This window comes from Pseudomonas sp. Irchel 3F3 (assembly GCF_900187545.1).
In the GTDB taxonomy this organism is placed as follows: Bacteria; Pseudomonadota; Gammaproteobacteria; order Pseudomonadales; family Pseudomonadaceae; genus Aquipseudomonas; species Aquipseudomonas fortuita.
In genome coordinates this window covers 472074-496140 of record NZ_FYDS01000006.1, presented here as the reverse complement: position 1 = coordinate 496140, position 24067 = coordinate 472074, and the positions used below count along the sequence as shown (strand labels likewise).

The 24067-nt window shown below is 62.1% G+C and carries 21 protein-coding genes and 1 pseudogene; 8 read left to right on the top strand and 14 right to left on the bottom strand.

The window, feature by feature from the left end:
- Positions 1–113 precede the first annotated feature (113 nt).
- The 4 genes from CKW35_RS16055 to CKW35_RS16040 are packed head-to-tail and all read left to right on the top strand — an operon-like array spanning position 114 to position 3609.
- Positions 114–1247, top strand: a complete 1134-nt coding sequence (locus CKW35_RS16055) for an ABC transporter permease (protein ID WP_023047259.1) — start codon at positions 114–116, stop codon at positions 1245–1247.
- A complete protein-coding gene (locus CKW35_RS16050; RefSeq protein WP_016484293.1) occupies positions 1244–2035 on the top strand; it encodes an ABC transporter ATP-binding protein in 792 nt (263 codons plus the stop codon). The genes CKW35_RS16055 and CKW35_RS16050 overlap by 4 nt, the downstream gene beginning before the upstream one ends.
- A 3-nt stretch (positions 2036–2038) precedes the next feature.
- The gene (locus CKW35_RS16045; RefSeq protein WP_016484292.1) at positions 2039–2977 is read left to right on the top strand and encodes an MlaD family protein; all 939 of its coding nucleotides are present in this window, start codon (positions 2039–2041) and stop codon (positions 2975–2977) included.
- Positions 2974–3609, top strand: coding sequence for an ABC-type transport auxiliary lipoprotein family protein (locus tag CKW35_RS16040; RefSeq protein WP_016484291.1), 636 nt, complete (start codon positions 2974–2976; stop codon positions 3607–3609). The genes CKW35_RS16045 and CKW35_RS16040 overlap by 4 nt, the downstream gene beginning before the upstream one ends.
- Here CKW35_RS16040 and CKW35_RS16035 read toward each other — a convergent pair.
- The 6 genes from CKW35_RS16035 to CKW35_RS16005 all read right to left on the bottom strand — a co-directional run bounded on the left by CKW35_RS16035 (position 3591) and on the right by CKW35_RS16005 (position 9096).
- Positions 3591–4820: a nucleoside recognition domain-containing protein gene (locus tag CKW35_RS16035; protein ID WP_060519857.1), complete on the bottom strand. Its 1230-nt coding sequence runs from the start codon at positions 4818–4820 to the stop codon at positions 3591–3593. The two genes, CKW35_RS16040 and CKW35_RS16035, sit on opposite strands and share 19 nt — an antisense overlap.
- A gap of 237 nt (positions 4821–5057) precedes the next feature.
- Positions 5058–6386, bottom strand: coding sequence for a glutamate/aspartate:proton symporter GltP (gene gltP, locus CKW35_RS16030; RefSeq protein WP_016484289.1), 1329 nt, complete (start codon positions 6384–6386; stop codon positions 5058–5060).
- 745 nt (positions 6387–7131) lie between these two features.
- On the bottom strand, positions 7132–7602 hold the full coding sequence (locus tag CKW35_RS16020) for an inhibitor of vertebrate lysozyme family protein (protein ID WP_016484287.1): 471 nt from the start codon (positions 7600–7602) through the stop codon (positions 7132–7134).
- Positions 7603–7604: 2 nt separating this feature from the next.
- Positions 7605–7766 (bottom strand): DUF1328 domain-containing protein, encoded by a 162-nt coding sequence (locus CKW35_RS16015; RefSeq protein WP_003252966.1) that lies wholly within the window; start codon positions 7764–7766, stop codon positions 7605–7607.
- 43 nt (positions 7767–7809) lie between these two features.
- A complete protein-coding gene (locus tag CKW35_RS16010; protein WP_016484286.1) occupies positions 7810–8100 on the bottom strand; it encodes a hypothetical protein in 291 nt (96 codons plus the stop codon).
- Between the two features lie 174 nt (positions 8101–8274).
- Positions 8275–9096 (bottom strand): BON domain-containing protein, encoded by an 822-nt coding sequence (locus CKW35_RS16005; protein ID WP_095116377.1) that lies wholly within the window; start codon positions 9094–9096, stop codon positions 8275–8277.
- A 210-nt stretch (positions 9097–9306) separates the two neighbouring features.
- Here CKW35_RS16005 and algB point away from each other — a divergent pair, with 210 nt between their 5' ends.
- Both algB and CKW35_RS15995 read left to right on the top strand, forming a co-directional pair.
- Positions 9307–10653 (top strand): sigma-54-dependent response regulator transcription factor AlgB, encoded by a 1347-nt coding sequence (algB, locus tag CKW35_RS16000; protein ID WP_016484284.1) that lies wholly within the window; start codon positions 9307–9309, stop codon positions 10651–10653.
- Complete coding sequence (locus CKW35_RS15995) at positions 10650–12431, top strand: KinB sensor domain-containing domain (protein WP_016484283.1); 1782 nt, start codon at positions 10650–10652, stop codon at positions 12429–12431. The genes algB and CKW35_RS15995 overlap by 4 nt, the downstream gene beginning before the upstream one ends.
- A gap of 14 nt (positions 12432–12445) precedes the next feature.
- Here CKW35_RS15995 and CKW35_RS15990 read toward each other — a convergent pair whose 3' ends face one another.
- The 7 genes and pseudogenes from CKW35_RS15990 to CKW35_RS15960 all read right to left on the bottom strand — a co-directional run bounded on the left by CKW35_RS15990 (position 12446) and on the right by CKW35_RS15960 (position 19663).
- Positions 12446–14044: an EAL domain-containing protein gene (locus CKW35_RS15990; protein ID WP_016484282.1), complete on the bottom strand. Its 1599-nt coding sequence runs from the start codon at positions 14042–14044 to the stop codon at positions 12446–12448.
- A gap of 204 nt (positions 14045–14248) precedes the next feature.
- Complete coding sequence (locus tag CKW35_RS15985; protein ID WP_095116375.1) at positions 14249–15037, bottom strand: N-acetylmuramoyl-L-alanine amidase; 789 nt, start codon at positions 15035–15037, stop codon at positions 14249–14251.
- Positions 15038–15116: 79 nt separating this feature from the next.
- Positions 15117–17033: a GGDEF domain-containing protein gene (locus tag CKW35_RS15980; protein WP_095116372.1), complete on the bottom strand. Its 1917-nt coding sequence runs from the start codon at positions 17031–17033 to the stop codon at positions 15117–15119.
- 27 nt (positions 17034–17060) lie between these two features.
- Positions 17061–17893: pseudogene (locus CKW35_RS15975) on the bottom strand (endonuclease/exonuclease/phosphatase family protein).
- A gap of 34 nt (positions 17894–17927) precedes the next feature.
- Positions 17928–18560, bottom strand: coding sequence for a thiol:disulfide interchange protein DsbA (dsbA, locus tag CKW35_RS15970; protein ID WP_016484278.1), 633 nt, complete (start codon positions 18558–18560; stop codon positions 17928–17930).
- 151 nt (positions 18561–18711) lie between these two features.
- Complete coding sequence (locus CKW35_RS15965; protein WP_016484277.1) at positions 18712–19329, bottom strand: cytochrome c; 618 nt, start codon at positions 19327–19329, stop codon at positions 18712–18714.
- A 31-nt stretch (positions 19330–19360) separates the two neighbouring features.
- A complete protein-coding gene (locus CKW35_RS15960; RefSeq protein ID WP_016484276.1) occupies positions 19361–19663 on the bottom strand; it encodes a cytochrome c5 family protein in 303 nt (100 codons plus the stop codon).
- Between the two features lie 201 nt (positions 19664–19864).
- On the opposite strand from CKW35_RS15960, the gene yihA reads away from it, so the two are divergent.
- Positions 19865–20497 carry a ribosome biogenesis GTP-binding protein YihA/YsxC gene (yihA, locus tag CKW35_RS15955; protein WP_016484275.1) on the top strand — a complete coding sequence of 211 codons (633 nt, stop codon included), beginning with the start codon at positions 19865–19867 and terminating at the stop codon, positions 20495–20497.
- 399 nt (positions 20498–20896) lie between these two features.
- Here the strand turns inward: yihA and polA are convergent, their stop codons facing one another.
- On the bottom strand, positions 20897–23644 hold the full coding sequence (gene polA / locus CKW35_RS15950; protein ID WP_095116370.1) for a DNA polymerase I: 2748 nt from the start codon (positions 23642–23644) through the stop codon (positions 20897–20899).
- Between the two features lie 75 nt (positions 23645–23719).
- On the opposite strand from polA, the gene CKW35_RS15945 reads away from it, so the two are divergent.
- On the top strand, positions 23720–24007 hold the full coding sequence (locus tag CKW35_RS15945; RefSeq protein WP_003252997.1) for a DUF2782 domain-containing protein: 288 nt from the start codon (positions 23720–23722) through the stop codon (positions 24005–24007).
- Positions 24008–24067: the final 60 nt, after the last annotated feature.

The window sequence follows — 24067 nt, the reverse complement described above, 5'->3', positions numbered from 1 at the left end:
ATGAAAGGGGCGCTATGCGCCCCCGGGGCATCAACACACAGCACATAATCACCTAACAGCCCATGCCGGCTGCGCTATGATCAGCCCTTAAGCCTTAGCGCCGAGTCAATTGCATGGAGCCTATGACCCCACCCAGCGCCACCCTGGATGCCAGCAGCCAACCGGCCTGCCTGCGCATAACCGGTGACTGGACACTGGCGCACTACGCCAGCCTCAGGCGCGAGAGCGAGCAGCTACGCGCGCACTACACTGCTGACGCCGTCGCCGACCTCAGCCAGCTGGGCCGCCTGGACACCGCCGGGGCCTCGCTGCTGGCCGAGCTGCTCGGCTCAGAACGCCTGTCACACTGTGCCGAGGACCTGCCCGAAGCCAGCCGCGCACTGCTCAAGAACGTCTACTGCTCGGTCCAGGACTACTGCATCCCGGTCAAGGAGCCCGAGCGCAACGTCCTGCTGATGCTGCTGGAACGCATCGGCCGTGCCGTCGGCACACTGTGGCAAGACTCCATGCAGTTGCTCGGTTTCATCGGTGTCATCCTCGAGACCCTGCTACGCCGCGCCCTGACACCGCACCGCTGGCGCCTCACGCCGGTTGTGGCACATATCGAACAGACCGGGCTGGACGCGGCCCCCATCGTCGCCTTGCTGACCTTCCTGGTGGGCGCGGTGGTGGCCTTCCTCGGTGCCACGGTACTGGCCGCATTCGGCGCGACCATTTTCACCGTGGACCTGGTGGCGTTCTCGTTCCTGCGCGAGTTCGCCGTGCTGCTGACCGCCATCCTCATGGCCGGCCGCACCGCCAGCGCTTTCACCGCGCAGATCGGCTCGATGAAGGCCAACGAGGAAATCGACGCCATCCGTACCCTGGGCCTGAACCCGATGGAGCTGCTGGTGGTGCCACGGGTACTGGCACTGCTGATTTCACTGCCCTTGCTCACCTTCATCGCGATGATCTGCGGCATTGTCGGCGGTGCAGTGGTATGCGCCCTGTCGCTGGGCATCTCGCCGGCGATGTTCCTCTCGCTGCTGCAAACCGATATAGGCGTGCAGCACTTCCTGGTGGGCTTGGCCAAGGCGCCGTTCTTCGCCTTCCTGATCGCCGCCATCGGCTGCCTCGAAGGCTTCAAGGTCAGCGGCAGCGCCGAATCGGTGGGCGCACACACCACCTCTGCGGTGGTGCAGTCGATTTTTGTGGTCATCGTCCTGGACGCCGTGGCCGCCCTGTTCTTCATGGAGATGGGCTGGTGAATGCTCGGGAAAAAGTGATCGAAGCCCGCGGCATCTGCAACCGTTTCGGCCGCCAGGTTGTGCATGAAAACCTCGACCTGGACCTTTACCGTGGCGAAATCCTGGCCGTGGTCGGTGGTTCGGGCAGCGGCAAGTCGGTACTGCTGCGCAGCATCATTGGCCTGCGCCGGCCCAATGAAGGGCTGATCAAGGTGTTCGGCCAGGACCTTGCGGGCCTGCGCGAAGAACAGCGCTCACTGGTCGAACGGCGCTTCGGCGTGCTGTTCCAGAAGGGCGCACTGTTCTCTTCGCTGACCGTCACCGAAAACGTGGCCTTGCCGTTGATCGAACACGCCGGGCTGTCCCGCGCCGATGCCGAGCACCTGGCCGGCGTCAAGCTGGCCTTGGCCGGGTTGCCAATCTCGGCCGCCGACAAGTACCCGTCCTCGCTGTCAGGGGGCATGATCAAGCGTGCAGCGCTGGCTCGCGCCTTGGCACTGGACCCGGACATCCTGTTCCTTGACGAGCCCACCGCCGGCCTGGACCCGATCGGCGCCGCCGCATTCGACCAGCTGATCCTGACGCTGCGTGATGCGCTGGGCCTGTCGGTGTTCCTCATCACCCACGACCTCGACACCCTGTACACCATTACCGACCGCATCGCGGTGCTGTCGCAAAAAAAGGTCCTGGTGGCCGGCCCGCTGGCCGAGGTCGAGCAGACCAACGACGCCTGGATTCAAGAATACTTTCACGGCCCACGCGGGCGCGCAGCCGAGCAGGCTGCCACCCGTGCCAGGCAGGAGCGCTGAGCAATGGAAACCCGAGCCCATCATGTCCTTATCGGCCTGGTCACCGTCCTGGTGGTGGCTGGTGCCATGCTGTTCGGCCTATGGCTGACCAAGTCCAGTGTCGATGACGCCTTCAAGGATTACGAAGTGGTGTTCAACGAAGCCGTTTCCGGCCTGTCGCGCGGCAGCCCGGTGCAGTACAACGGTATCAAGGTGGGTGATGTATCTACCCTGCGGCTGGACCCGAAGGACCCGCGTCGGGTACTGGCCCGGGTGCGCCTGAGCGGCGACACCCCAGTGAAAGAAGACACCCAGGCCAAGCTGACCCTGGCCGGCGTGACAGGCAACTCGTTCATCCAGCTGAGCGGCGGCACTCCGCACAGCCCTGAACTGAAGGGCAAGGACGGCAAGCTGCCAGTGATCATTGCCTCGCCGTCGCCGATCTCGCGCCTGCTCAATGACAGCAGCGATCTCGTCACCAACGTCAACCTGCTGCTGCACAACGCCAACCAGATGTTCTCGGAAGACAACATCGGCCACCTCAGCAACACCCTGGCCAACCTCGACAAGACCACCGGCGCCTTTGCCGGGCAGCACGGTGGCATCGCCGAGGCCATCGAACAGCTGGTGCAGGTGGGCAAGCAGGCCAGCGCGACCCTGGCCGAAACCCAGGCGCTGATGCGCAACGCCAACGGCCTGCTCGGCAGCCAAGGCAAACAGGCGATCGGCAGCGCCGAGCAGGCCATGCAGTCACTGGCTGAAAGTACGGCAACCATCAACAACCTGCTCAAGAACAACAGCGAGGCCCTCGGCGACGGCGCACAAGGCCTGAACCAGCTAACCCCAGCCATTCGCGAGCTGCGCGAAACCCTCAACGCGCTCAAAGGCATTTCCCGGCAACTGGAGGCCGACCCGAGCGGCTACCTGCTCGGCCGCGACAACAACAAGGAGTTCCAGCCATGAAACCGTCGTTGCGCCTGCTGGCCCTGGCGGCCTCGCTGAGCCTGGCCAGTGCCTGCTCGATCCTGCCCCAGACCGAGCCCGTCGACCTCTACCGCCTGCCGGTGAACCAGCCCAGCCGCACAGCGGCGCCGCTGGACTGGTCATTGCGCCTGAACAAGCCGCTGGCCAGTGAGGTGTTGGCTGGCCCGCGCATTGCCGTCATTCCCCAAGGCGATGTGGTCAGCAGTTACAAGGGCGCGCGCTGGAGCGATGCGGCCCCGGTACTGCTACGCAACCGCCTGCTCGATGGTTTCCAGCGTGACGGCCAGGTGCAGCGCTTGAGTGCCGACGACAGCAACCTGCAGGCCGACTACGAGCTGGCTGGCGAGTTGCAGGCGTTTCAGAGTGAATACCGCCCGGGCGGGGCGGTGGAAGTGGTGATCCGCTACGATGCCCGTCTGGTTCAGGGGCGCAACCAGCGCATCCTGGCCAGCAAGCGCTTCGAGATTCGCCAGCCCCTTGCCGACAAACAGGTGTCAGCGGTGGTCGCCGGCTTTGGTCAGGCCAGCGACCAGCTGGTGGGGCAGGTGGTGAACTGGACGATTGCCCAGGCCAACCAGGATCAGTTGAAGGTTCAGGCGAAGAACCAGTAGCAGACGAAGATCGCCGCGATCACCCCGGACAACTCGGCCAGCAGTGCGCAGCCTACCGCATGGCGCACGCGCTGGATGCCCACGGCGCCAAAGTACACGGCCAGTACGTAGAAGGTGGTTTCGGTGCTGCCCTGAACCGTTGCCGCCACCAAGGCCGGGAAACTGTCCACGCCTTGGGTCTGCATGGTCTCGATCAGCATGGCCCGTGCTGCGCTGCCAGAGAACGGCTTGACCAGCGCGGTGGGCAAGCCCTCGACAAAGCGGGTGTCCAGGCCCATCCAGTTCACCGCATGACGGATACCGTCCAGGGCCAGCTCCAGGGCACCAGAGGCGCGCAGCACACCCACCGCCACCAGCATCGCCACCAGGTAGGGCAGCAGGTTCTTGGCCACATCGAAGCCTTCCTTCGCGCCTTCGACAAAGGCTTCATACACCTTCACCCGCTTCAGGGCACCTATCACCAGGAACAGCATGATCACGCCAAACAGCGTGAGGTTGCCCAGGATAGACGACAGGCTGGCCAGCGCGGCCGCCGACAAAGTGCCGAGAAAGGCCATGAACCCTCCCAGCAGCAAGGCGCCGGGGATGAAGTAGGCAAGTACCACCGGGTCCCACAGGCGCAAACGCTGCATCACTGCCACCGACAGCAGGCCGACCAGGGTCGAGACGCTGGTCGCCAGCAGGATGGGCAGAAACACCATGGTCGGGTCTGGCGCGCCCTGCTGGGCCCGGTACATGAAGATAGTGACTGGCAGCAGCGTCAGCGACGAGGCGTTGAGCACCAGGAACAGGATCTGCGCGTTACTCGCGGTGGTGCTGCTGGGGTTCAGCTCCTGCAGCGCGCGCATGGCCTTGAGCCCAATCGGCGTGGCGGCGTTGTCCAGGCCCAGACCGTTGGCGGCGAAGTTCATGGTTATCAGGCCAAGAGCCGGGTGGCCGGGCGGCACCTCCGGCATCAGGCGGGCAAACAGCGGGCCCAGCACCTTGGCCAGCCATTCGACGATACCGGCCTTCTCGGCGATCTTCAGAAAGCCCAGCCACAGGGTCAGTGTGCCGAACAGCAGCACCATCACCTCGACCGACAGCTTGGCCATGGCGAAGATGCTTTCGACCATTGCCGCGAAGATGCCAGCGTTCCCGCCTACCAGCCATTGGGCCAGGGCGGACACCGCCGCCACCAGGAAAAAGCCAAGCCAAAGGCCGTTGAGCATCCGCGTGTACCCCCTGAAAAATGCCCGAATGATAGCGTATCGCAGCCCCTGACTGGCGATCGCAGGCGAGGGCTGCGCCCTCGTATCGCGACACAAGGCCGCTCCCACAAAGATCGGTGAACGCCCGCCCTTGTGGGAGCGGCCTTGCGTCGCGATAGGGCCGCAACGCGGCCCAAGATCTCACAGACAACAAAAAGCCCCGACAGGTCGGGGCTCTTTATCAAACAGCGGTAAGGCTCAGCGCTTGGCGGTTTCGCCAGCGACTACAGCTTCCTTTTTGTCGGCCATCAGCGAGGCGTAGTACTGCTCGCCTTTGGCCGCGTCGTACATGCCTTCCCAGCGCGCGATGACCAGTGCAGCCAAGGCGTTGCCCACCACGTTCAGTGCAGTACGGGCCATGTCCATGATGCGGTCGACACCTGCGATGAAGGCCAGGCCTTCCAGCGGGATGCCTACGCTGCCCAGGGTGGCCAGCAGGACCACGAACGATACGCCCGGCACGCCGGCGATACCTTTGGAGGTGACCATCAGGGTCAGCACCAGCAGCAGCTGCTGGCTCCACGACAGGTCGATACCGTACAGCTGGGCAATGAAGATGGCCGCAATGCTCTGGTACAGGGTCGAACCGTCAAGGTTGAAGGAGTAGCCGGTCGGTACCACGAACGAACAGATCGACTTCGGTGCGCCGTACTTCTCCATCTTCTCGATCACACGCGGCAGCACGGTTTCGGAGCTGGAGGTGGAGTAGGCCAGGATCAGCTCATCTTTCATGATGCGCATGATCTTGATCACCGAGAAGCCGAACACGCGGGCTACCAGGCCCAGCACCATGAAGGCGAAGAAGGCGATGGCGAAGTACACCAGCAGCACCAGCTTGGCCAGCGGCAGCAGCGAGCTGAAGCCGAAGTTGGCCACGGTCACGGCGATCAGGGCGAACACGCCGATCGGGGCGTAGTTCATGATCATGTGGGTGACCTTGAACATGGTTTCCGATACAGCCTGGAAGGTGCGTACCAGCGGGTCACGCAGTTCTGCCTGCAGGCTAGAAAGGCCCAGGCCGAACATTACCGAGAAGAAGATGATCGGCAGCATTTCGCCACGCATCAGCGCTGCGAAGATGTTCGATGGAATCAGGTTGAGCAGGGTTTCGATGAACGCGTGCTCATGCTGCACCTCAGCCGCAGTGGCCTGGTACTTGGAGATGTCCACGGTACCCAGGGTGCTCATGTCGATGCCGGCGCCCGGGTGGAACAGGTTGGCGAGCACCAGACCCACGACGATGGCGATGGTGGTCACCACTTCGAAGTAGATGATGGTCTTCAGGCCGATACTGCCCAGTTTCTTCGCGTCGCCAACCCCGGCGATACCCACGATCAGCGACGAGATCACGATCGGGACGACGATCATCTTGATCAGGCGAATGAAGATGTCACCGGCGGGCTGGAGAACGTTGCTGATCCACCATGCCTTTTCCGCGCTGAAGTGGTTCAGCAGCGCGCCGATTGCAACGCCCAGGACCAGACCGATGACGATCTGCCAGGCGAGGCTCAGTTTTGCCTTCTTCATGTCTTTACCCTTTGTTCTAGTGGTCATGGCACCGGACGAAAACGCCCGTGACAAAGCCATAGGCCAGGTCACGGGCAGCAAATCTTCCTTCCGGCGACTTCATGTAAGGACAGCGCAGGCGAGCGACAGGGCGCTCGTGCCAGCGAAAAAGGCGGCAACTATTGCGATGGCAAAGGGGGAAATCTAATGCCGGAAACGCATACCCCATGCCGTTTACGCATATCGATTTGCACTAAAACAGAGCGTCGGCAAGTGCTTGATTTATAACGTTCGGAATCCCGAACAAGTCCAAACCGCCATATTTCGGCAGATTTGACGGTATGCAAAGCACATGAAAGATGGCCTGTTCGACAATCCGAATGGCGGAAATGACACTTGAAGAAGCGCCATCGAGGTCGAAAAAAAGTTGATGTACGGTCGAGACAAAATGTGTCTTGAGGGAAAAAACGCGCAAGGGAAGGGACGTTTCCTACATGGCTCCTCGGAAGTCAGGTCTGCAAGGCGTCCCTGTGACACCGCCGACCTGATACTTCCGATTCCGCCTTTCCTGACCCGGCCCATTGCTGGAGGCACTCCCTGTACCCCTAGGCCACTCCGGTTCTCTAGCAACCAGAACAGCCCGGCCCCCTGGTCATGTGCTGCCCCTCCTCGGGGCGGCGCATCATAGAAGGCTGAACTATAGAAAGGTTCAGCTTCTATTACGTGACAGTCGATAACCTTTCACCGCAATACCGGCAAAAAATGCTCAGTACCAGTTAGGGTCACGTTTGAGCTGCTCCTGCAGCATCGCCTTCATGCCGTCATCGGGTTTGCCCAGCCAGCGATACTGCGCATGGCGAGTGGGCGATTTGTCGCTGGGCAAACCCTCGGGTACCTCCACGAGCATCCCGTAGGCATCATCCTTGTCCCAGCTGAAGGCCACGATCAGCCGCTTGTAGGTACAGTTGTCCTGTTTTTCACACAGGGGGCCGACCAAGTATTTGTCGCCGTCTTCGGTAACGGCAGACATCTGCTGCTGGGCACTACCGGTCAGATTGACTACCCAATCGGGCAGTCGTTCCTCGCCCTTGATCGTGTCCTGCCAGGTATCCCGATACTCCGGGTCCGAGCCGAGCAACTGGTCGACCCGGACCTGGCCGTCATTGGCCGCCATGGCCGCCGCGCTGCCGCCCAGCAACAGGGCGGCGGCAAGGGCCGAACAAAGCTTCCTGCTCATCTTCAACCTCGTCCACGTCCAAAGAAGAAGGAGGCTACGAACAACACCAGGAAGACAATGAACAGGATCTTGGCGATACCCGTCGCAGCGCCCGCTATACCACCGAAGCCCAGTACGGCAGCGACAATGGCGATGATGAGGAAAGTGATAGCCCAGCTCAGCATGGTAGTTCTCCTTTCTTTTTGCGGAATCGATCGGGTCGGCAGGTCAGAAAACCCAGCGGTCCCGGGGTACGACATTTTCCAGGGTGGCCGGTGAGGCAGTGGCCTGGCCCGCTGGCAGGCGGTCAGCCGCCTGGACCAGGGTGTTGGCACGGGTTGCCTGAATTTGCGTCAACAGGGCAGTTTGAGCTGCCACCTGGTCAGCCAGACGCGCTGTCTGCCAGCTGTAATAGAAGAGGCCAGCAGCCAAGGTCAGCAGCAGCGCCATGCCAAGCGTGAGCATCTGGCGCAAAGGCAGTGCGGCGATCTGTGAGCGGTTGACGGATTGGCGGTTCATGCCGGCTCCTCCTGCTGTAATTTTTGTTCAAACCTGAACAGGTAATTGCAGCCTGCATGCCAGCCTTTTGATTTAATTAAAATGCTTATAAATCAATCACTTGCATAATAATCAAGTGAACCGCGAGGACGTATCCTGCACGATGTCGCCTGCAGGGTCGTGCGAATTGCACGATCATCCCTCAACCTTGGTCGCCACCTTGAGCAGGTCGGCATCTACCCCGCGTACGCCGATGATCTGCCGGGCGATCTCCACGGCGATGGTTTTCTGCTCAGCGCTGACCACCTCACCCGACAGCCTGACCATCCCCGATTCGCTGGCCACCTTCAGGTTCAGGCCATCGAGGTTGCGGCTGAAGCGGTAGCTGCTCTGGATCTTGTCGATGATCCAGCTGTCACTCGGCTGCGGCCCGGTTGGCGCCCCCACCGGCGTTTCCCGCGCCTTGGCCATGGCGGCGGTATCGAGGCTGATCAGGTTATTGACCAAGTGCACGCCGTCGGTGGTACGCGCCACCACGCCTGCCAGCTCCTTGGCTTCGGCACTGTCGACCCTGCCGCGCAACGTCACCACGCCGTCGCTGCTCTGTACTTCTATAGGTGCTTTTTCGGTGGTGCGGCTCCACAACAGCCGGGCGCGGATCACCGCCGCCAGGGTGGCGTCCTCCAGGCGCTGGGCGTAGGCACGCTGCTCCAGCGGGCGCTCGACCAGTTGGGCATTGACCTGCAACTGGTTCTCAATGTGTTCGATGCCCCGGGTGGCCCGGGCCACATCTTCGGCCAGCTGCCGCTCGACCTCGCTCTCCACCTCACCGGAAAGCCGCGCCTGCTTGCCGTCCACTTCAACCTTTATACGGAATGGGTCGAGCATGCGGTTCAGTGTCAGGGCGGTTTGCAGGGCACCTTCCAGGCGCGCGTCCTGCACCGGGTCGGCCACGGCCGGGGTGAAAATTGGCAGCAGGGTGGCTGCCAAAACGGCAGTACGCAGGGAAAAGGGCATGGCTGTTCCTCCTTCGTAGGCAAAATCTGAAAAACATCGCAACCAATGTGCCAGTGCGTGCCTCTAAGTAAATCATTGGCAAATAGCGGTTTTTACGTATCGTTTGGCCGTTGGCTAGCATGCAAAGGACAGAATCCTTCAGAATTGACCATGCAACTTGCCCGATTTTTCCCACACTAAATAAAGATCTATCCCTAAGGAGCACAGGAAATGGAATCAGCCCAGGACAACCAAGGCCGCATTCTGCTGGTGGATGACGAGTCCGCGATCCTGCGCACCTTCCGCTACTGCCTGGAAGACGAGGGATACAGCGTGGCCACGGCCAACAGCGCCGCCCAGGCCGAAACCTTGCTGCAGCGACAGGTATTCGACCTGTGCTTCCTCGATTTACGCCTCGGTGAAGACAACGGCCTCGATGTGCTGGCGCAGATGCGTATCCAGGCCCCGTGGATGCGCGTGGTGATCGTTACCGCGCACTCGGCGATCGACACTGCGGTAGACGCGATTCAGGCCGGCGCTGCCGACTACCTGGTCAAACCGTGCAGCCCCGACCAGTTGCGCCTGGCCACGGCCAAGCAACTGGAGGTGCGCCAGCTTTCAGCGCGCCTGGAAGCCCTGGAAGGTGAAGTCCGCAAACCCAAGGACGGCCTCGACTCCCATAGCCCGGCCATGATGGCGGTGCTTGAAACCGCCCGCCAGGTCGCCACCACCGACGCCAACATCCTCATCCTGGGCGAGTCCGGCACCGGTAAGGGCGAGCTGGCACGGGCGATCCATGGCTGGAGCAAGCGTGCACGCAAAGCCTGCGTGACCATCAACTGCCCGTCGCTTAACGCCGAGCTGATGGAAAGCGAGCTGTTCGGCCATACCCGTGGCGCCTTCACCGGCGCGAGCGAAAGCACCTTGGGGCGGGTCAGCCAGGCAGATGGTGGCACCCTGTTCCTCGACGAGATCGGCGATTTCCCGCTGACCTTGCAGCCCAAACTGCTGCGCTTCATCCAGGACAAGGAATATGAACGCGTAGGCGACCCGGTTACCCGACGTGCAGATGTGCGTATTCTGGCCGCTACCAACCTGAACCTCGAAGAGATGGTGCGCGAAAGCCGCTTCCGTGAAGACCTGCTGTACCGCCTGAACGTCATCACACTGCACCTGCCACCGCTACGCGAGCGCAGTGAGGACATCCTCACCCTGGCGGACCGCTTCCTTGCCCGCTTCGTCAAGGAATACTCCCGCCCCGCTCGCGGGTTCAGTGACGAGGCACGCTCGGCCCTGCTCAACTACCGATGGCCTGGCAACATTCGCGAACTGCGCAACGTGGTGGAACGGGCCAGCATCATTTGCCCGCAGGAACGCGTGGAAATCAGCCATCTGGGCATGGGCGAACAACCCGCCAGCAATGCCCCGCGCGTGGGCGCCGCCCTGAGCCTGGATGAGCTGGAGCGCGCCCATATCGGCGCCGTGCTGGCCGCCAGCGACACCCTGGACCAAGCCGCCAAGACCTTGGGCATCGATGCTTCAACCCTGTACCGCAAGCGCAAGCAGTACAACCTATGAAGTGGCCACCCATGAAGCTGCGCACGCGGCTTTTCCTCAGCATCTCGGCGCTGGTGACCGTGGCATTGCTAGGGCTCCTGCTGGGCCTGGTCAGCGTGCTGCAGATGGCCACAGTGCAACAGCAGCTGGTGCGTGAAACCACCCATGCCCTGGAAGTGGGCCTGAAGTTGCGCCAGAACCTGGGCGAACAGCTGACCCTGATCCTGGATGAAGACACCGCCCCGGAAAGCCTGCGGCTGCTACAGGAAAACTTCCAGGCCCTGCTCAATCAAGGGCTGGAGCAAGGCGGTGAACGCACCGGTTTCAGCAAGGCCAGCAGCAATTACCAGGCCTTCCTCCAGGCCTATCGCGACAGCGCCGCACCCGCTCGCAGCATGGGTCTCGATCAGCCGTTGGGGGCCGCATTCAACCAGGTCCGCAGCGACCTGATCGATTCCCACAAGCAGGCATTGGACCTGATTACCCGTAGCGAGGAACGCACCCGTGACCGAGCCTTGCTGGTCAGCGGTGTACTGGGCCTGATGGGCCTGGTGGTGCTGGTACTGGGCTTTATCACCGCGCACAACATCGCCCGGCGTTTCGGCCAGCCGATCGAAGCCTTGGCCAAGGCGGCCGACCAGCTGGGCAAAGGCAATTTCGACGTCACCTTGCCGGTCACTCAGGCGTCCGAGCTCAACCAGCTGACCCGTCGCTTTGGCCTGATGGCCGATGCCTTGCGCAAGCACCAGGCCACCAACGTTGACGAACTGCTGGCTGGTCAGCAACGTCTACAGGCCGTGCTCGACAGCATTGACGACGGTCTGCTGATCATCGACCGCCAAGGCCGCCTCGAGCACCTCAACCCGGTAGCGCAGCGCCAGCTGGGCTGGAACGACAGCCGCGTCGGCAGCAGCCTCGCAGAAGCCTTGCAGCGCCCCGAGCTTGAGCAACAGCTGCGCCAGGTGCTACGCGGAGGCAACCTCGACCGCCCACCTGACGATTTGAACATGGAGGTTGATGAAGAATCACGCCTGCTCACCTACAGCCTGACCCCGGTCAGCCACCCGCAGGGGCCAATCCTGGGTGCGGTGATGGTGCTGCACGATGTGACCGAGCAAAGGGCCTTCGAGCGGGTGCGCAGCGAGTTCGTGCTGCGCGCCTCCCACGAACTGCGTACCCCGGTGACTGGCATGCACATGGCCTTCGGCCTGTTGCGCGAGCGGGTAAAATTCCCGCCCGAGGCGCGCGAGAACGACCTGTTGGAAACCATCGGCGAAGAAATGCAGCGCCTGACCCAGCTGATCAACGACCTGCTGAACTTCTCGCGCTACCAGAGCGGGCTGCAGAAGCTGGACCTGGCCCCATGCTCCCTCGACGAGCTGCTTGAGCGGGCGCGACTGCGGTTTGCGGAGCAGGCAGCGCACAAGCAGATCGAATTGACCATGGAACTGGAAGCGCCGCTGCCGCGCATCCAGGCCGATGCCGCCCAGCTGGACCGCGTGCTGGACAACCTGCTGCACAACGCCGTCCGCCATACTGCCAACGGCGGGCGTATCCGCCTGCATGCCCGGCGGCATGCGGAACGGGTCATCATCAGTGTCGAGGACAACGGCGAGGGCATCGCCTATGGGCAGCAGGGGCGCATCTTCGAACCCTTCGTGCAGGTAGGTCGCAAGAAAGGCGGCGCTGGGCTGGGGCTGGCATTGTGCAAGGAGATCGTCCAGCTGCACGGCGGTCGCATGGGTGTATTTTCCCGACCGGGGCAGGGGACCCAGTTCTACATGGCGTTGCCGGTCTGAATGCGGTAACGCGCCTATACCCGCCGCGGGAGGTGCCCGCGGGTCACCAGCTCGGCAAATTGCCGGGCGTTCAGAGGCCGGGCAAACAGCCAGCCCTGGCCATAGTTGACCCCCTCGCTGTTCAGCAGCACCGCCTGGTCCTCGAACTCGATCCCTTCGGCGATCACCCGCAGGTGCAGGTCATGGGCCATGCGGATGATATGGGGGGCAACGCCGCTGCTGGCGGCATCATGGCCCAGGGCATCGATGAACGCCTTGTCGATTTTCAGGCAGTCCACCGGCAAGGTCTGCAGGTAGGCCAGGCTGCAATAACCCGTACCAAAATCGTCGATCAGCACCTGATGCCCCACGGCGCGCAGCGCCTGCAGGTTGTCACGGGCTACCACCACATCGATCAGGCCACGCTCGGTCACCTCAAAGGCAATCTGGCTGGGCGCCACTCGATGCAAGGCCAACAGGCGGGCCGCCACCCGACCAATACGCGGCACCATCACATCGCATGCCGCCAGGTTTATCGATATGTACAGTTTGGGGTGCGAGCGCAGTAGCTGCCCAAGCTGTTCAAGCACCCGTTGCAGGACAAAATCGGTGATCTGGCGAATCTGCCCGGTGTTCTCCGCCAGCGGAATAAACAAGTCCGGGCTGGTCAGGGTGCCGTCCGGTCGACGCCAGCGCACCAGCGCCTCGGCACCCACGCAACGCCGGCTGTCGAGCTCGATGATTGGCTGATAGAGCACCTGCAGCTCGCCACGGCGCAAGGCATTCTGCAACTCCGAGCTCATCGACCGTCGTTGCAGGATCAACTGGAGTACCAGCCAACCGATGCAGCAGGCCGCCAGCACGCTACCGGGGAACAGCAACCAGAGCATGCCGTTCATCCTCAGCGGCAGGCTCGCCCTCGGGGCTATCAGTACCAGCTGGTAATCCGGCGACTTGGTCGGCATTCGGTAGATCAGCCGATCACTGAGTTCCAGCAATGACTTGTGGCCGTTCGACCATGCGGAGGGCGGTGGCCATACCTGGGGCGGGCCGAGTACCGGAATGGCCCGGGCACCGTTGTCCAGCACCACCACCAGGCTGCCGCCCGGGGGCAGATCGACCACGTCGGTCAGGTGCCCGCGCGAGGTGGAGACCACGAACTTGCCCCGGCCCAGCATGAGTGCAGCCAGGTTCTCGTTGGGTTCGGTGGTGGTGTTCAACCAGTAGCTGTAGGTCGGCCCCTGAATGTCGGGTGCCCGCAGAGGTTCGAACGCCCGCTCATCGCCACGGTTGGAGCAGGCGACATCACCGTCCACATAAGCCGCTTCATAAATGAACCGCGAGCTCAGGCCCACTTGTTGCAACGCCGCCAGCATCGCCGGGCTGCAGCCACGCAAGGGCTGCGCCTGCAACAGGTCGACCCCTTCACGCAACTGGCCAAACACTTGTTCGAGGCGGTCGAGAAATCGCTCGCCCTGGGCGTTCATCTGCTCGCTCTCGCTTTGCTTCATCTGTTGCAGGGCAATGCCAATGCTGGCAGAGAGCAACAGGGCGGCGCTGGCCAGCGCTGCCAAGGAGGCCAGCATCCAGGGACGGTAAAAAATTTGGCGCAGCAGGGTGATGATGGCTGACATCAAAGGCATCCAGTTGATAACTAAGGTATAGCAACTGAATCGAGAATCACCCTCACCGTTTGGCGCTTATCCGCAGTTTACGCAGGCCGTTGCAGGAGCGGCCTTGTCGCGAACGGGCTGCAAAGCCCCCGGGATCTCAGCTTTTGCCTGGTCACCGGGGCCGCTTTGGGGCCCGTTCGCGACACAAGGCCGCTCCTGCAGGGCTCAGCGCATGCGGTTAAGCACCTGCAGCATCGCTGCCGTCTGCGCATCCGGCATGCCGTCGAAGCGCTGAGGGCGGAAGCGCATCTGGAACGCGGCAATCACATGCCGGGTGGCCACATCCAGCACCCCGGTCTGCTCGATTTGATAGCCAAACCGCGCCAGCTCCTGCTGGTACCAGCCAATGCCTGGCGGGTTGACGCTGAAGTAGGCCTGCTGCCGCGCCACAGCGTTGGCATCCGGCCAGATACCCAGCCCGGCATCAGCCAGGCGCTTCCACGGGAACAGCGGCCCTGGGTCCAGCTTGCGCAACGGAGCAATATCGCTGTGGCCGATGATGTGCCGCGGCTCGATGTTGTTGCGTTTGACAATGTCCTTGAGCAGCGCGATCAGCGATTGCACCTGCGCTTCGCTGTAAGGGTGCCAGACCCGGCCGTTCGGTGTGTCGGTAAACCCCGGATTGACGATCTCGATCCCAATGGACGAGGAGTTCAGCCAGGTGCGCCCCTGCCACTGGCTGTCACCGGCATGCCAGGCACGGCGGTTCTCATCCACCAGTTGATACACCGTCGCCGGGCCGTCGCCGATCAGGTAATGGCTGCTGACCTCACCATGGGTAAGCAACGCCAGGGAGCGCTCCAGCGAAGCATTGGTGTAATGCAGGACAACGAACTGTATGCGGTTGTCCTGGTTGGCCGAGGGGTGGCTGCGGTCAATGCGCAGGCCCGTCGAGCAACCGGCGACAGACAACAGCAGAAAGGGGATCAGCGTTTTTTTTAGCGTAGAAAGCACGTCAGTGGCCTCAGCGAATCAGCGCTACAGTATAACGTGCTCCCCATGGCCGCGCTTACCGTGGGTCAGTGTTTGCAGGCTAGCCCTGTTCGACCAGGTTGCGGCCCTGCTCCTTGGCCCGGTACAGCGCCGCATCGGCGCGCTTGAGTACCTGGTCGGCGCGCTCCCCGGAGCGAAACGCAGCCAGGCCTATGGAGGTGGTAATGACCACCCGCTCGCCCTTGAAGTGGAACGGGCAGGCTTCCACCGTGGCCCGCATGACTTCCGCCACTTGGGCAGCGGCAGCCGGCGACCTCTGAGGGAGCAGCAGGACGAATTCCTCACCACCGAAACGGGCGATGAAGTCACGACCCTGCAGGCGCTTGCGTAACTGGTCCGCAACAATCTTCAGTACCTTGTCACCCGCCAGGTGCCCATAACTGTCGTTGATGCGTTTGAAGTGATCCAGGTCGAGGATAGCCATGGCCAGATGGCCGCCGTTCTCTTGCCATTCGACCATTTCGCGCTCTACCCGCTCACTCCAGGCCGCGCGGTTGGGCAGGCCGGTCAGGGGGTCAAGCAGGGCTTTCTGGCGCTGCTCTTCCAGGTGCTCGCGGTAACCGAGCGCTTCGTGCTCCATGTTTGCCACCCGCTCGGACAGGCCTTGCAGGCGCCCCGCCAGCTCTTGCTCGCGGCGATCCCGTTCGTGCTTGTGCTCGTCCATGGTGACCAGCAGGCCTTCCAGGCGGTTTTCCAGGATGTGCTTGAGGCTATCGACGTCAGCGGCGCCCTGCACACTGGTTTGCAACCCATCGACATGCTCACGCAACTGGGTATCCAGCTCGCGAGCGGCAAAGCTGTTGTCGGCGTGGCCGGCGCTGGCCTCGTGCAGGTGGCTCTGGAACCCTTCCAGGCGCTCATTGAGCTGTTGCAGATAAGTTTCGAATTCGTGCTGGCCACTGTCAGTGATCGCCAGCATGAGCACGGCAAGGTCATCCAGCACCGGGATCAGCTCGTACCAGTTCAGGCCACGGGCAACTCGCTCGCGCATTTCCAGCGCCTGAGCCTTGTGCCGTTCGGGCAGGCTCAGGTCATCGAGCAGGCCGATCAGGGTCTTTTCGATGTGCGCCGCAACCTGGCTGTACGGCGGTTCAACCGCGTAGGGCAGGGCATAGGGGCCGTCTTCGCCGAAGGTTTCTTCGAGCGTGGGTGCCGGCTGTGCTTCTGCCAGAGGTTCGCTGACGTCAGCCCCTAGGTCGGGCGCATCATCCTGCGGCAGCTGGGCGGCTGATGTTTCAATTGTTTCAATCAGCGCCGGGCCAGACACCTCCCGATCCGGTTCGGGCAACCCGATCGCTTCGGCGGCCGAAGCGGAAAGCGGTTGCAGCGCATCCACATCGTCAGGCTGCGGGGCTTCGGTACTGGCCTGTACAGCCTGGGGTGCCTCAGCAACAGGCACCGGCACCGGCACAGGCTCGCCTTGTGGGTCGTCCTCACGGCTGCCAAACAACCGTTGCAAAAAGCCGGGCCGGGCTTCGTCCGCCTGTTTGCCAAGGGCCGACAGTGCAAGCCCCTGCAGGCCGCTCAGCTCGCCCAACAGCGGCGGCAGATCGCGGGACTGGGCAACCCCACCATCGAGTTTTTTTGCCAGCTTTTTCAACGGCCGCGAGATATCGCTGGGCAGCGGTAAGCCTTGCAGCTGGCCGACCAGCGCGGCCAACGCATCGCTGACCTGATTCATGCGGGTTTCCCGGCGCTGTTCGGAGTCCAGCACCGCTTTTTCCAGGCGCGGAATCAACCCGGCGAGGCCAGCATCCATGTTGTCGCTGCGAATAACCTCGCGCATCTCCTTCATGCACGCGTCCACCACCTTGTCACTGCCTTCGGCAGCCAGGGTGCTGCGCACCAGACCACGACGCAGCAGGTCGAGACGGGCGTCCCAGCGGCGTTCGAGCTTTTCTTGCTGCTCGATGCTTTTAAGGTATTTTTCTTTCCAGCGCTCAGCGTCTTCAGTCATGCCGGGGTCCGCAAACGGTGATGGCAATTAGCTCAAGGCCGGCAGCGTATCCACAGTCAATGCATCAGGCAATCGAATCTCGACAGCAACGGGAAGGTGGTCGGAAATTGGCCGCGCCAACACCTCGACACGCTCCAGCGTGAGGCTTGGGCTGAGCAGGATATGGTCCAGGCAACGCTGCGGACGCCAGCTGGGGAAGGTTGCCTCGACTTGCGGGGCAATCAGGCCCAGATCGCGCAACGGCGAGTGCTCCAGCAGGTCGGCGGCATGGGTATTCATGTCGCCCATCAGCACCTGGTGGCGGTAACCGCCAATCAGCTCGCGGATGTAACCCAGTTGCAGGGCGCGGGTCTTGGCTCCTAGCGCCAGGTGCATCATCACCACGATCAGGGCGTCTTCACCTTCACCAAAACGCACCAGGATCGCCCCACGGCCGGCCGGGCCGGGCAACGGGTGATCTTCGAGCAGTTGCGGCTTCAGCCGGCTGAGGACGCCATTGCTGTGCTGGGCAAAACGCCCAAGGTTGCGGTTGAGCTGCTGATACCAATAAGGGAAGGCCCCCAGTTGGGCAAGGTGTTCGACCTGGTTGACGTAGCCCGAGCGCATGCTGCCACCGTCGGCTTCCTGCAAGGCCACCAGGTCGAAGTCGGCCAGCAATTCACCGATCTTCTGCAGGTTGCCGGCACGCCCGTTGTGCGGCAGCAAGTGCTGCCAGCTGCGGGTCAGGTAATGCCGGTAGCGCTCGGTGCTGATGCCGACCTGAATGTTGAAACTGAGCAGCCGCAGTCGACCATCCTCGGGCAGGCCGGAGGCCTGCAGGTGATGCTCGTTGACCTGCGGCTGGTGCAGGCCAATGCCACGCGTGGTTCTGAAGCGGGGCATGGGTTACGCCGCCTACTTGGCGGCGCGCTCCTTGGCGATCAGTTGGTCGGCGACGTCCAGCACCTCTTTCGGCCCGCCTGCGGTACCCAGGTCGAAGCGGTACTTGCCGTTGACGACCATGCTCGGTACGCCGGTGATTTCATACTTCTTCGCCAGTTCCTTGGCCTGGTTGACCTGGCCCTTGATGGCGAACGAGTTGAAGGTGGCCAGGAACTTGTCCTTGTCCACACCTTGGGTGGCGAGGAAGTCAGCCATGTCCTGCGGGTCGGTCAGGCGCTTTTTCTGGTTCTGGATGGCGTCGAACACCGCGGCGTGCACCTTGTGCTCGACGCCCATGGCTTCGAGGGTCAGGAACATCTGGCCATGAGCGTCCCATGGGCCGCCAAACATGGCCGGTACGCGCTTGAAGTTGACATCCTGTGGCAGTTTTTCAACCCAGGGGTTGATGACCGGCTCGAAGTGGTAGCAATGTGGGCAGCCGTACCAGAACAGCTCGACCACTTCGATCTTGCCAGGCACGGAAACCTGAACAGGGTTGCTCAGCTCGAAGTATTCCTTGCCAGCAACAGGCTCGGCGGCCTGGACGGCAGTCATACCAAATACGCTGGCAGCGACCAGCGCGGCGCTGAGAATCAGTTTACGCATGCTTTACTCCTGAGCAGTCATAGGTCGCCACGACCCTACCTGCACTGAGACAGGCCGGGAAGGGGTCGAGTTCTGTAGTGTAACGGCTGCGGACTGAAAAAAGGGCGGCCCGGCCGCCCTTTCATCATTGGCCTACAACATTAACCGAAAGTTAATGCAGGCCCTGGATGTAGCTGGCCAACGCCTCGATGTCGTGGTTGCTCAGCTTGCCGGCAATGGTGCGCATGGTCATGGCATCACCATCGTTGGTGCGGTTGCCTTCGCGGAAGTCCGTGAGCTGCTTGGTCACGTACTGCGAGTGCTGGCCGCTCAGGTGCGGGAAGCCGGCCAAAGCAATACCTGCGCCGTTGGGGGAGTGGCAACCGGTGCAGGCGGGCATGCCTTTCTCCAGGTCGCCACCATTGAACAGCGCACGGCCACGTTCGACCAGCTTGGGATCGGCGGCACCCACGCTGCCTTTCTGGCTGGAGAAATAGGCGGCGATGTCGGCAAGGTCCTGGTCGTTGAACGCGGCCAGCATGCCGGTCATCTCCAGCACCGTGCGCTTGCCCGACTTGATATCGTGCAGTTGTTTTTCAAGGTAACGCTGGCCTTGGCCGGCCAGTTTAGGGAAGTTCGGTGCCAGGCTATTGCCGTCGGGGTTGTGGCAGGCGCCACAGACGGCCGTCTTGGCCTGACCGGCGGCGGCATCGCCCTTGACAGTTTGCGCAGCAGTGGCCGCACCTGCGACACCCAGGGTCAACAGCAGACTCACGACTAGTTTGTTCATCAGCTAATCCAACACGGCTAAGGGTGAAATGTTATGTATCGGGACTGCCGCTCATCCAAAGGATGACCAAACGGTAGTCCTCGGCACTGCAGTCCATGCACAATCCACGCGGCGGCATAGCCTTGAAACCCTGGGTCACGTGCTTCACCAGTACATCCATGCCTTGCGCCAGCCTTGGCTCCCATGCTGCCCGGTCACCCTGTCTGGGTGCCTGTGGCAACTGCCCGGTGTGACAGGCCGCACACGTGCGGTTGTACAACACCTCGGGATCCTGTGTAGCCTGTGCGCTGAAAACCGGCAGGAACATACCGACAGCAAGCAGCCATTTCGCCATGCGGAACGACCTTCAGGGTTGGGGGCCGCGCTGCGTTCTGATGCGCGAGCTATTGTTCGACACCCCATGCCCGTTCTCCTTCGCTGGGAGAATGAGCACACAAAAACTGGGGCATTATATACTTCCGCCATCCAAACGGAAACGACACCGCTTGCCAGGCTCGGGCCTTCAGAGTCAGGCAACACCCACATCGGATATCCCATGCAAGTCAAGAACCCCATCCTCGGCCTCTGCCAGAAAGCCACATTCGCCCTCAGCGCTGCCAAGGTCGAACAATGCCCGGACGACCAGGGTTACGAGGTGGCTTTTGCCGGCCGCTCCAATGCCGGCAAATCCAGCGCCCTCAACACCCTGACCCATGCCAGCCTGGCGCGCACCTCGAAAACCCCCGGGCGCACCCAACTGCTGAATTTCTTCAGTCTGGACGATGAACGGCGTTTGGTCGACCTGCCGGGCTACGGTTATGCAAAAGTGCCGATCCCGCTCAAGCAACACTGGCAAAAACACCTGGAAGCCTACCTGGGCAGCCGTGAGTGCCTGCGCGGCGTGATCCTGATGATGGACGTGCGCCACCCGATGACCGACTTCGACAAAATGATGCTCGACTGGGCCAAGGCCAGCCATATGCCCATGCATATTCTGCTGACCAAGGCCGACAAGCTGACCCACGGCGCGGGCAAGAACACCCTGCTGAAAGTGCAGTCGGAAATCCGCAAGGGCTGGGGCGATGGCGTGACCATCCAGCTGTTTTCGGCACCCAAGCGCCTGGGCGTGGAAGACGCCTACCGCGTGCTGGCGGGCTGGATGGAGCTGGAAGACAAGCCTGCTGTTTGAGGGCCCTATCGCCGGCAAGCCAGCTCCCACAGGTTCAACACAGGCCTCAAGGGAAGTGATACCCCTGTGGGAGCTGGCTTGCCGGCGATGAGGCCGGTACGGTCGACCCAAATTCCGGGCAAAAAAAACCCCGGACTTCGTATGGGGAGGGGGAAGTTCGGGGTCCAAGTCCGGACCGCTAGGGCGGGGTCCAGATATCTGCCAACACTTAACACAACATAGGAGCATCGAAGGGCTTCACCAGCCATTCAGTTACTCTGAGTTCCGCTTCACCGGTTTAGTTCCGAAGCCCTGAAAACTATTTGCGATAGTTTCATGAAACTTCCATACCGACGGCACTGAGCAGTGCCAGGATCCGCGTCACTACGCCGCAGATCCTACACAGCTTTCCGCGCTCAATCAGTGAGCTTCGTCCCAATTCGCACCAATGCCTGCCTCCACCAGCAGCGGCACATCCAGTTGTGCGGCCTGGCTCATGTGCTGGCGAATTTCATCTTTCACCTGCTGCACCAGGTCCTCACGCACCTCCAGGACCAATTCGTCGTGTACCTGCAGGATCACCCGGGCATCCAGCCCGCTCTCGCTCAGCCAGTTATCCACATTGACCATGGCCCGCTTGATGATATCGGCGGCAGTGCCCTGCATCGGCGCGTTGATCGCCGTACGCTCCGCGCCTTTGCGCAGGGCCGGGTTCTTGGCGTTGATGTCTGGCAGGTACAGGCGGCGGCCGAACAGGGTTTCGACAAAGCCTTGCTCGGCGGCCTGGGCACGGGTGCGCTCCATGTAGGCCAGCACGCCCGGATAGCGGGCGAAGTAGCGGTCGATGTAGTCCTGCGACTGCTTGCGGTCGACACCGATCTGCTTGGCCAGCCCAAAGGCGCTCATCCCGTAGATAAGGCCGAAGTTGATGGCCTTGGCTTTACGGCGCTGGTCGGTGGTGACGTCTTCCAGGGCCACACCGAACACTTCCGCCGCCGTTGCCCGGTGCACATCGAGGTCGTTGCGGAAGGCGTGCAGCAGGCCTTCGTCCTTGGCCAGATGAGCCATGATGCGCAGTTCGATCTGCGAATAGTCCGCCGCCAGCAGTTTGTAACCCGGGCTGGCAATGAACGCCTGGCGAATACGCCGGCCTTCGGCGGTACGAATCGGGATGTTCTGCAGGTTCGGGTCGCTCGACGACAGCCGGCCGGTGGCTGCCACTGCCTGCTGATAGGAGGTATGGATACGCCCGGTGCGGGGGTTGATCTGGCCCGGCAGCTTGTCGGTGTAGGTGCTCTTGAGCTTGCTCAGGCTGCGGTACTGCATCAGTACCTCAGGCAGTGGATAACCGAGCAAGGCCAGCTCATCGAGCACGGCTTCGGCAGTGGATGGCTGGCCCTTGGCGGTCTTGCTCAGCACCGGCATGCCTAGCTTGTCGTAAAGGATCGCGCCCAGCTGCTTGGGTGAACCGAGGTTGAACTCTTCACCGGCCAGCGCGTAGGCGCGCTGCTCCAGTTCGGCCATCTTCACGCCCAGTTCACCGCTTTGCACATGCAGCAGCGCAGCATCGACCAGCGCTCCCTGGCGTTCGATCTTGGCCAGCACCGGCACCAGCGGCATCTCGATGTCCATCAGCACCGGCTGCAGGCTAGGCGTCTGTGCCAGGCGCGCCTGCAACGCCTGGTGCAGGCGCAGGGTAATGTCGGCGTCTTCGGCAGCGTAGGGGCCGGCCTTGTCCAGGTGGATCTGGTTGAAGGTCAGCTGCTTGGCGCCCTTGCCGGCGATGTCCTCGAAGGCAATGGTGGTGTGGTCGAGGTACTTCTGCGCCAGGCTATCCATGTCATGACGGGTGGCGGTGGAGTTCAGCACGTACGACTCGAGCATGGTGTCGTAGGCCACGCCACGCATTTCGATGGCGGGTGAGCCATTGGCGAGGATGTTGATGTCGTACTTGGCGTTCTGCCCGACCTTGGCCTTGGCCGGGTCTTCCAGCAACGGTTTCAGTGCCAGCAATACGGCCTCACGGTCCAGCTGGGCCGGTGCACCTTCATAGTCGTGGGCCAACGGCACATAAGCCGCCTCATGGGGCGCGACAGCGAAAGACAGGCCAACCAGCTGCGCCTTCTGGGCGTCAAGGCCGGTAGTTTCGGTATCGAAGGCGAACAACGGCGCCTGGCGCAGCTTTTCCAGCCAGGCTTCAAAACGGGCTTGGTCAAGAATGGTTTCGTACTGCGGCTCGACCTTGGCTGCCGGCTCTTCGACCGGCGCAACGTCATCGCCAGCCCTTGCGGCATCACGCTGCACCTCGGCAACCCAGCTCTTGAACTCCATCTCGGTGTACAACGCCAGCAACGCCTCGCGATCAGGCTCACCGCAGACCAACGCCTCGACCTCGACATCCAGTGGCACGTCTACCTTGATGGTAGCCAGCTCGTAGGACAGGAACGCCGCGTCGCGGTGTTCCTCCAGCTTGGCCGGCAGGGTCTTGGCACCGCGAATGGCCAGTGCCGGCACCTTGTCCAGATTGGCATACAGGTCGCTGAGGCCGCCGCCAATACCGGTCAGCAGGCCCACAGCGGTTTTTTCGCCAACGCCGGGTACGCCGGGGATGTTGTCGACCTTGTCGCCCATCAGCGCCAGGAAGTCGATGATATGTTCCGGGCCGACGCCAAATTTCTCGTGCACGCCAGCCACGTCCAGTACGCTACCGGTCATGGTGTTGACCAAGGTAATGTGCCCGTCCACCAGCTGCGCCATGTCCTTGTCGCCGGTCGAGATGATCACCGGGCGGCCCTGGGCGGCGCTGCTGCGCGCCAGGGTGCCAATCACGTCATCAGCTTCGACACCCTCGACGCACAGCAGCGGGTAGCCAAGTGCCCGCACGGTGGCATGCAGCGGCTCGACCTGCACCCGCAGGTCGTCAGGCATGCTTGGGCGGTTTGCCTTGTACTCTGCGAACATGGCATCGCGGAATGTGCCGCCCTTGGCGTCGAATACCACCGCGAACAAGCTGTCCGGGTACTGCTTGCGCAGGCTCTTGAGCATGTTCAGCACACCCTTCACCGCACCGGTCGGCATGCCCTTGGACGTGGTCAGCGGCGGCAGCGCGTGGAAGGCGCGGTACAGGTAGGAGGAACCGTCCACCAGGACGAGGGGGGCTTGGCTCATGAGCAGAATCAACCTTTTCGACGGGTCCGGCGCTAGAATAGCCAGAATCATTGACGACAAAGGGACTAGGTTATCATGCGTACACTCAATCGCCTGTTACTGCTCGGCCTGTTGGCAACCACGCCAGTCGTCACCCTGGCGGCGGACGACGCCCCCTCGGCCGATCCCGAGGTGACCATTCGCACGGAAGGCGACAAAACCATCCAGGAGTACCGGCAGAACGGGTTCCTGTATGCGATCAAGATCACGCCGAAAAACGGTAAGCCTTATTTTCTGGTGCGCGCTGATGGCACTGATGCCAATTTCATTCGATCCGACCAGCCGGACATGCTGATTCCGTCCTGGAAGATTTTCGAGTGGTAATCTGACGCGCACCGTTCACATCAACCCGGCACTTCCCGGCGGAAGTGCCCGTATGGGCAA

Excerpts from the sequence above, each read along its gene's own strand:
- yihA (WP_016484275.1), top strand. The coding sequence starts at position 19,865 with ATGCAAGTCAAGAACCCCATCCTCGGCCTCTGCCAGAAAGCCACATTC.
- gltP (WP_016484289.1), bottom strand. The coding sequence starts at position 6,386 with ATGAAGAAGGCAAAACTGAGCCTCGCCTGGCAGATCGTCATCGGTCTG.
- CKW35_RS15945 (WP_003252997.1), top strand. The coding sequence starts at position 23,720 with ATGCGTACACTCAATCGCCTGTTACTGCTCGGCCTGTTGGCAACCACG.
- CKW35_RS16020 (WP_016484287.1), bottom strand. The coding sequence starts at position 7,602 with ATGAGCAGGAAGCTTTGTTCGGCCCTTGCCGCCGCCCTGTTGCTGGGC.
- CKW35_RS16035 (WP_060519857.1), bottom strand. The coding sequence starts at position 4,820 with ATGCTCAACGGCCTTTGGCTTGGCTTTTTCCTGGTGGCGGCGGTGTCC.
- CKW35_RS16010 (WP_016484286.1), bottom strand. The coding sequence starts at position 8,100 with ATGAACCGCCAATCCGTCAACCGCTCACAGATCGCCGCACTGCCTTTG.
- CKW35_RS16005 (WP_095116377.1), bottom strand. The coding sequence starts at position 9,096 with ATGCCCTTTTCCCTGCGTACTGCCGTTTTGGCAGCCACCCTGCTGCCA.
- dsbA (WP_016484278.1), bottom strand. The coding sequence starts at position 18,560 with ATGCGTAAACTGATTCTCAGCGCCGCGCTGGTCGCTGCCAGCGTATTT.
- algB (WP_016484284.1), top strand. The coding sequence starts at position 9,307 with ATGGAATCAGCCCAGGACAACCAAGGCCGCATTCTGCTGGTGGATGAC.
- CKW35_RS15995 (WP_016484283.1), top strand. The coding sequence starts at position 10,650 with ATGAAGTGGCCACCCATGAAGCTGCGCACGCGGCTTTTCCTCAGCATC.
- CKW35_RS15990 (WP_016484282.1), bottom strand. The coding sequence starts at position 14,044 with ATGTCAGCCATCATCACCCTGCTGCGCCAAATTTTTTACCGTCCCTGG.
- CKW35_RS16015 (WP_003252966.1), bottom strand. The coding sequence starts at position 7,766 with ATGCTGAGCTGGGCTATCACTTTCCTCATCATCGCCATTGTCGCTGCC.
- CKW35_RS16040 (WP_016484291.1), top strand. The coding sequence starts at position 2,974 with ATGAAACCGTCGTTGCGCCTGCTGGCCCTGGCGGCCTCGCTGAGCCTG.
- CKW35_RS16055 (WP_023047259.1), top strand. The coding sequence starts at position 114 with ATGGAGCCTATGACCCCACCCAGCGCCACCCTGGATGCCAGCAGCCAA.
- CKW35_RS15980 (WP_095116372.1), bottom strand. The coding sequence starts at position 17,033 with ATGACTGAAGACGCTGAGCGCTGGAAAGAAAAATACCTTAAAAGCATC.
- CKW35_RS15960 (WP_016484276.1), bottom strand. The coding sequence starts at position 19,663 with ATGGCGAAATGGCTGCTTGCTGTCGGTATGTTCCTGCCGGTTTTCAGC.
- CKW35_RS15965 (WP_016484277.1), bottom strand. The coding sequence starts at position 19,329 with ATGAACAAACTAGTCGTGAGTCTGCTGTTGACCCTGGGTGTCGCAGGT.
- CKW35_RS16045 (WP_016484292.1), top strand. The coding sequence starts at position 2,039 with ATGGAAACCCGAGCCCATCATGTCCTTATCGGCCTGGTCACCGTCCTG.
- polA (WP_095116370.1), bottom strand. The coding sequence starts at position 23,644 with ATGAGCCAAGCCCCCCTCGTCCTGGTGGACGGTTCCTCCTACCTGTAC.